Origin of the sequence: Burkholderia sp. Ac-20365 (genome assembly GCF_017104715.1) — a bacterium.
Classification (GTDB): domain Bacteria; phylum Pseudomonadota; class Gammaproteobacteria; order Burkholderiales; family Burkholderiaceae; genus Paraburkholderia.
In genome coordinates this window covers 76480-82692 of the sequence record NZ_JAAGPI010000039.1, presented here as the reverse complement: position 1 = coordinate 82692, position 6213 = coordinate 76480, and the positions used below count along the sequence as shown (strand labels likewise).

Below are 6213 nucleotides of genomic sequence, written 5' to 3'. Positions count from 1 at the left end.
ATCTGAAGCTTGCGGGCATCGTGCTAGGCGGCTGGCAGATGGCGCGTGCGATGCTCGTCGCACAGCAGAAGCACGCGCAAGACCCGTCGTTCTACGGCGCGAAACTCGCCACCGCGCAGTTCTTCGCAGAACACATCCTGCCGCAAGCGGTAGCGCTGGAAGCATCGATTACGAGCACAAAGGGCGGCGAGGGCATCCTCGCCCTGTCGGAAGACCAGTTCTAAGCACGTCAACCGAGCAGCGCCATCCACAACCGGGCTTCGCCGCAAGCGAAGCCCGTCCGCTTCAAACCCTCCGCAGCATCCCTTCGAGCGCCCGCTACTCCACCTTCGCGCTCAACCCCTTCAAGCCCTTGATCACGACGAGCAACGCGCGCCCGTGCTCTTCCGAGCCGTCCCACGCATCGACGATCGCATTGCGCAGCAATTCGTTGTAACCCGCCGCCCGCACGCCGACATGGCGCGCCTCCATGCCGTAGAAACTGCATAGCTTATTGAATGACGCACTTCTGCGCACGCGGCGGCCTTTCGACAGCCGCAGCCGCGACACGGTAGGCTGGCTAACGCCTGAAAGCCTTGCTATTTCGCTGGACGAGCGCGTGTCCGCCGTTAACCGGCGCAACAGATCCTGCACGGGAAAATCGCTCATCAGGGCTTCCATTCCATGCATTATATCTATACATTAACGCTTGTTGAATGGCCATTCGTTTCGCCGGCGGTTCGCTCACAAGCGAGCCGGACGGCAGTCCCGAGGAAGTTGATGACACTGAAGCACCTACCGCCCACGTTCTGCTGGACCAAGACAGGCACCGAGTCCGGCGAGGAACTCCCCACCATCGTTCTCCAGAAGGAATGGGAGCGCAGGCTGGGCGGCGGGCGCTTTCTGTGGGGCGTCGGTCAGTCGCTCGGCACGAGCGCGCAGATCGCGGCGCACCGCACGGGGTCGCTGCTCGCGCTGTTTTCGCCGGCGTCGACCAGGCCGCGCAAAGGCGGCCGCAAGCGCGAAGACATGCTGCTGTGGAATGCGTGGATCGACAGTACGGGGCAGGTGCGGCAGCTTCCGCCGCATGCGTTTATCGTCAGCCGCACGGTGTTGCCGTCGGGGCGACGCAGGGAGCACCACTACGCGCTGGTGTGCTCGTCGCCCACTGAACTGAGCATGGGCACGCGTCTGTACGTGCATCCTGAACATCTGCGCAGCGTCAGCACGGGCAAGCCACTCGGCGCCGCGCAAAGCGCGGCTGTCGTCGATTGCACGTCGCGCGCGGGTGATCTCAGCGGCAAGCGGTATCCCGTGGCGCTCGCGGTCGAACTCGAAGCGCCGTATTTCGTGCGCCTCGCGCAACCCAGCGTGCTCAAGGCGCGCGACTTCGTAAAAGTGACCAAAGCGACGCGCGACGGCGATTTCGCGGCCTTCATCGAACTGGTCGGGCGCTTGCGCACGCGGCCGTCGCAGGAGCGCGTGCGCGGCTTCACGCGCGATCTGTTCGACGTGGCGCCTGTCGATGCGATCGCAGCGTTCAACGCCGCGCAGGCACTGGCGCAGGGTCAAACCAGTTTCGCGCTCTGACAGGCAGGCATTGCGCGAAGGCGTTCGACGCATAAAGCCTGGGAACCCTGAATGTTGGGCGCACGGCATCAAAATACGTGCGTTGTTGCATCCAGACCTGGCGCTTCGCGCAAAGCGGAGCGAAAATCGACAGCGTACAGCAGCGAATCCGAGGTGAAGCGCTGACGTGACTCACAAGCCATCGGCATGCGGCGCTTCTCGCAAGTTCAATATCCGAACCTGAAACCAGATGGAGGAATGCCTATGTCGGCGATGACGCAATCGAGGCAGGCTCAGGCCGCGCAGCGTTTTGTCGAAGCGACACGCAATGTCGATCAGGCGTTTCGTGCCGTGCGCGGTGAGCCGGAAGAGGGTGTGTCGACGGTCGAGCATGCCGCCGCCGTCGCGCAACTGGACCGCGCGCTCGACGAACTGGCGCGGGCCCAGGCGCTGTTCGATTCAGTGGTTCGAATCGACGCGCGCCGGCGCAATTGAGTCCGTCAGTCAACGCTTCGCCCGTACGAATGGATTGCTGATCTCACCCAGCTACGAATCGCATTTCGAATCGCACGAGCAATGTCTACTTCAATCGCAAAACTCGACGGTCAGGCGCGGGAGCGCCTGATTGCGTGGATCCAGCACCGGATGGAAGAGTTCGGCATCACGGTCGACGCGCTCCAGCGCTCGCTCGCCGAAGACGAACAGAGTGCGCAGGCCATCCGCTATCAGGATGCCATGGGTCATGTCTGGGACGGACAGGGCGATCTGCCTGAATGGCTGCGCCGTGCAGTCGCATCGGGCCAGAGCATCGACTTCTTCCGCTGCTAAAGCCTGAAGCCGGCCCGAAGGTTTCACGCGCCTTGTTCGCCGTCGTCGGCGGGCACGACATCCAGCCGATACCCGACGCCGTAAATCGAACGGATCATGTCGTGATCCGGGCGCACGCTCTGCAGCTTGCGCCGCAAATTCTTCACATGCGAATCGACCGTGCGGTCGGCGACGACACGGTGATCGTCATACAGCTGCCGTAGCAGATGGTCGCGCGAATAGATGCGCCCAGGCGTCGAATTCAACAGCGCGAGCAACCTGATTTCGATCGGCGTGAGATTGAGATCCTTGCCATCGAGCGACGCGACGTGCCGTTCAAGATCGATCGCCAGTCCGCCCGATACCGGCTCCGCGCCCACGCGCGCCACGCCTGACAGCGCCTCGATGCGGCGCAGGATCGCCTTCACGCGCGCCACCACTTCGCGCGGGCTGAACGGCTTGCACACGTAGTCGTCGGCGCCGAGTTCGAGACCCAGCAGCCGGTCGATCTCATCGACGCGCGCAGTCAGAATGATCACGGGCACATCGGAAAAGGTCCGCAATTCACGGCAGATTTCGAGTCCGCCGCGTCCCGGCAACATCAGATCGAGCAGGATCAGTGAAGGCGGATGCGCGCGCACGGAGGCGATCACCTCGCGGCCATCCTCGATCACCTGGGTGTCGAAGTTCTCCGCGCGCAGGTAGTCGGTGAGCAGCGCCGACAGCTTCGGCTCGTCTTCGACGATCAGCACGGAAGCGGGCGAACGGGCAAGTGAAGAGTCAATCATCTTTGGCTTCTAACGTGGCGAACCGGACGGCGATCCACAATCCTCCCAGCGGCGAGCGCAAGGCGTCGATCGTGCCGCCGTGCTGGCTGACGATATGTTTGCACAGCGCGAGCCCAAGGCCCGCTCCGCCACTCTGACGGCTGCGCGACGCATCGACGCGAAACAGCCGGTCGAACAGATGCGGCAGCAAAGGCTCGGGCACGGCGGGGTGCGTATCCTGCACGTCGATGCGTATTTCGTGCTCGTGCTTCGCGACCATTACGCGCACCTTGCCGCCCGCATCGGTATAGCGCAGCGCGTTTTCGAGCAGGTTTTTCATCAGCTGCGTCAGACGATACGGGTCGCCCAGCATGATGACGCTCGCCGTGCCGATCTCCGTTTCCAGCGCGATTTTCTTGTCGGCGAGGCGGTCCCTGAACGAATCGGCGGCCGCCTCGACGATGGGTGCCACGTCGAGCCGCACCTTCTCGAACGACAGTTGGCCGATATCCGCGAGCGACAGTTCATACAGATCGTCGATCAACTGACTCAGCAGTCCGACTTCCGCCTGCAGCGACGCGAGCGTGGTGCGGTCGGGCTTTCGCACGCCGTCCTCGATCGCTTCCAGCTCGCCGCGCAGCACGGCGAGCGGTGTACGCAGTTCGTGCGAAATATCCGCGATCAGATTGCGGCGCGACCGTTCGGCATTGCCGAGCGAGATGGCGAGGCGGTTGAAGTCGGCGGCGAGATCGTGCAGTTCGTCGCTGCCCGATTCCGGCACGCGGATCGAATAGTCGCCGCTCGCCAGCCGGTGCGTGGCCGCGACCAGGCGCCGCACGGGCGCGAGCAGCAGGCGCGCGAGCACGACCGCGACGCACGCGGCCAGCAGCGCGGCAAAGCCAACGATGATCCACGTCGCGCGAACCTGCTGCTGCTGGAATTGACGGTCGGCGGAATGGAACATCACCTCGGGCCCGGCGACGACCAGCCAGCCGATCACCTTGCCGTCGACGGTCAGCGGCAGGCGCGGCGCATCGGGCGGCGGCGGCGGGCCTTTTTGCAGCAGACTGTGCATGTCCACGTCGTAGACGCGGAATGGCGGATGGCGGTTGCCCTGCGGCCCCGGTCCGCGTCCGTCGCGCCTGTCCTGCCCGTCTTGCATATTGCGCTCGCCGGGCGGGCCGCCGGCGTCTTCGGGCGGCGGGCCAGGTTGCGCGCCGTTATCGTCCGGCGCGCCATCAGGCGGCGGGCCGTAGTGGGGCGCGTTCATGTCGGGCGGGCCGGGCGGCGGCACGCCGGCATCGAGTGCTTCGGGAATCGCGGCCGCTGCTGCGGCGCGATCCTTGAGGAAATCCCAGCTGCGGTGTTTGGCCCACGCGGCTTCGAGTTCGTGCTGAAGCTGCAACGAATGCGATTGCGACTGGCGCTGCAGATAGCCGAGAAAGCCGTGCTCGAAACTCCAGCGCACGGCAATGCCCATCGTGACGGCCACGAGAATGCAGGCCGCCGAAATCGCGACGAAGAGCTTCGACGTAATGCCGACTCTCATGGCGTGCCCCAATGGCAGCCGCCTTTCATGTTTGACACCCTGTTTTTCCCTGTCGGCACGCAGGATCCGGCGCTCGAGCGCCGCACGCATGCCAGTTGCTATCGATATGCCACTTTGGCGCTATTTTGACGCGACGGACGCGGCCACGGACGACCGTTCGGCAATCTCCACAGAATCTCCTTAATTTTCACCGTCTTGCCTGCACAGTTGCTCTCTATCATGGGCGTCGTTCAAATGGGAGAAGGACGGAAACATCATGACGATCCATCTGCTCGTCGTCGAGCCCAATCAGGAGAGCCGCGACACGTTTCGGGCGCATGTGCAGCAGCACAAGATCGAGATGTCCGTCCTGTACAACACGGAGTCGCTCGAGCGGCGCCTCGAACTGGAAGTGCCGTCGCTGATCGTGATGCGTCACGGCCTGCCCGATGTGGACGGTCTCGCCGCGTTGCGGCGCATCCGGTCGCTCGGTTACGACCTGCCCATCATTATCGTCAGCCGTTCCGATGACGTGGTCGACAAGGTGCTTGCGTTCGAACTTGGCGCAAACGATTACGTTGTCGATCCGCATGATCCGCGTGAAATGATCGCGCGCGTGCGCAATGCATTGCGGGCGGGGCCGCCGTCGCATGTGCCGTTGCATGTCGAGCGCGAGCCGATTTCGTTCGATGATTTCGAAGTCGATGTTGCGGATCGTGTGCTTACGCGTGGTGGGGTGGATGTGCCTTTGCGGAGCACCGAGTTTGCGCTGCTGGTGGTGCTGGCTTCGCATCCGATGAAGGTTTTGTCTCGCGTGCGGATTCTGAATATGCTGCGCCGGCATTGCAGTGTGACGGAGCGTGGGCTCGATGTGGTTGTGTTCCGGCTGCGCGCGGCGTTGAAGTTGTCGCCGACTGGGCGGCAGTACATCAAGACCCTGCGCGGCGAAGGATATATGTTTGCGCCTGATGATGCGCTGCCGCGTAATGGTGTTGTTGTTGATTCGCCTGCGGCGCAGGTGCGGATGCTCGATGTTGCAGCTTCTGTTGTTGCTGATGAGCGTGTTCGGTTTGATAGCGCGATGATTTGTGGGTGATTTGCCTTTGCCTTTGCCTTTGCCTTTGCCTTTGCTTTCGCTGGCATCCGCGATATGTTTTGCCTCGTTCAAGCGTCGCCCCTGTGCGGGGCGGCACTTACTTTCTTTGCCGCCGCAAAGAAAGTAAGCAAAGAAAGCGGGCTAACACCGCCCGTTCTTGACCTCCGCCTGAGGGCCCCCAACGGGTCCTCCGCTTCAAACGGCGTTCTGCCCACTCAATGCCCGTTGCCAACGCGTTGAACCGGTGCCTCACCCACTTCAATCAACCGTAGCGCAGCCAACGGCAGCGAATGGTTTGCGCCGCCCAGGTGGCAAACTGTGTGTCGGCCGCAGTACTTCACACGTCAGCGCTCTTACGACACCGATCCCGCTTTCCTGCCGTGACCTGGCTTTACAGTCCGGAGTGGTGTGCATCCGCCGCGACAACCTACACACAGTTTGCCGCTTTAGAACGTGAGCAATGCGAT

Annotated in this window: 8 protein-coding genes; 5 read left to right on the top strand and 3 right to left on the bottom strand. The window is 63.0% G+C overall.

What is annotated here, in order from left to right; all coding sequences use genetic code 11:
• Positions 1-224: acyl-CoA dehydrogenase C-terminal domain-containing protein (locus G3O01_RS37620; protein WP_205812130.1), on the top strand; the 224-nt coding region annotated here is incomplete at its 5' end.
• 94 nt (positions 225-318) lie between these two features.
• Here G3O01_RS37620 and G3O01_RS37615 read toward each other — a convergent pair.
• Entirely contained in the window at positions 319-660 is a 342-nt protein-coding gene (locus G3O01_RS37615) for an XRE family transcriptional regulator (protein WP_205812129.1), read from the bottom strand.
• Positions 661-759: 99 nt separating this feature from the next.
• On the opposite strand from G3O01_RS37615, the gene G3O01_RS37610 reads away from it, so the two are divergent.
• From G3O01_RS37610 to G3O01_RS37600, 3 genes are all read left to right on the top strand, one after another.
• Positions 760-1569, top strand: coding sequence for a hypothetical protein (locus G3O01_RS37610; protein ID WP_205812127.1), 810 nt, complete (start codon positions 760-762; stop codon positions 1567-1569).
• Between the two features lie 243 nt (positions 1570-1812).
• The gene (locus tag G3O01_RS37605; protein WP_205812125.1) at positions 1813-2043 is read left to right on the top strand and encodes a hypothetical protein; all 231 of its coding nucleotides are present in this window, start codon (positions 1813-1815) and stop codon (positions 2041-2043) included.
• A gap of 81 nt (positions 2044-2124) precedes the next feature.
• Complete coding sequence (locus G3O01_RS37600; RefSeq protein ID WP_205812123.1) at positions 2125-2376, top strand: H-NS family nucleoid-associated regulatory protein; 252 nt, start codon at positions 2125-2127, stop codon at positions 2374-2376.
• A 23-nt stretch (positions 2377-2399) separates the two neighbouring features.
• Here the strand turns inward: G3O01_RS37600 and G3O01_RS37595 are convergent, their stop codons facing one another.
• On the bottom strand, positions 2400-3143 hold the full coding sequence (locus G3O01_RS37595; protein ID WP_205812121.1) for a response regulator: 744 nt from the start codon (positions 3141-3143) through the stop codon (positions 2400-2402).
• Positions 3136-4671: an ATP-binding protein gene (locus tag G3O01_RS37590; protein ID WP_241024612.1), complete on the bottom strand. Its 1536-nt coding sequence runs from the start codon at positions 4669-4671 to the stop codon at positions 3136-3138. The genes G3O01_RS37595 and G3O01_RS37590 overlap by 8 nt, the downstream gene beginning before the upstream one ends.
• Before the next feature lie 256 nt (positions 4672-4927).
• On the opposite strand from G3O01_RS37590, the gene G3O01_RS37585 reads away from it, so the two are divergent.
• Positions 4928-5746: a response regulator transcription factor gene (locus G3O01_RS37585; RefSeq protein ID WP_205812117.1), complete on the top strand. Its 819-nt coding sequence runs from the start codon at positions 4928-4930 to the stop codon at positions 5744-5746.
• Positions 5747-6213: the final 467 nt, after the last annotated feature.

Bases quoted from the DNA above. Each gene is read 5' to 3' on its own strand.
- G3O01_RS37615 (WP_205812129.1), bottom strand. From the start codon at position 660: ATGGAAGCCCTGATGAGCGATTTTCCCGTGCAGGATCTGTTGCGCCGG.
- G3O01_RS37610 (WP_205812127.1), top strand. From the start codon at position 760: ATGACACTGAAGCACCTACCGCCCACGTTCTGCTGGACCAAGACAGGC.
- G3O01_RS37605 (WP_205812125.1), top strand. From the start codon at position 1,813: ATGTCGGCGATGACGCAATCGAGGCAGGCTCAGGCCGCGCAGCGTTTT.
- G3O01_RS37600 (WP_205812123.1), top strand. From the start codon at position 2,125: ATGTCTACTTCAATCGCAAAACTCGACGGTCAGGCGCGGGAGCGCCTG.
- G3O01_RS37595 (WP_205812121.1), bottom strand. From the start codon at position 3,143: ATGATTGACTCTTCACTTGCCCGTTCGCCCGCTTCCGTGCTGATCGTC.
- G3O01_RS37590 (WP_241024612.1), bottom strand. From the start codon at position 4,671: ATGAGAGTCGGCATTACGTCGAAGCTCTTCGTCGCGATTTCGGCGGCC.
- G3O01_RS37585 (WP_205812117.1), top strand. From the start codon at position 4,928: ATGACGATCCATCTGCTCGTCGTCGAGCCCAATCAGGAGAGCCGCGAC.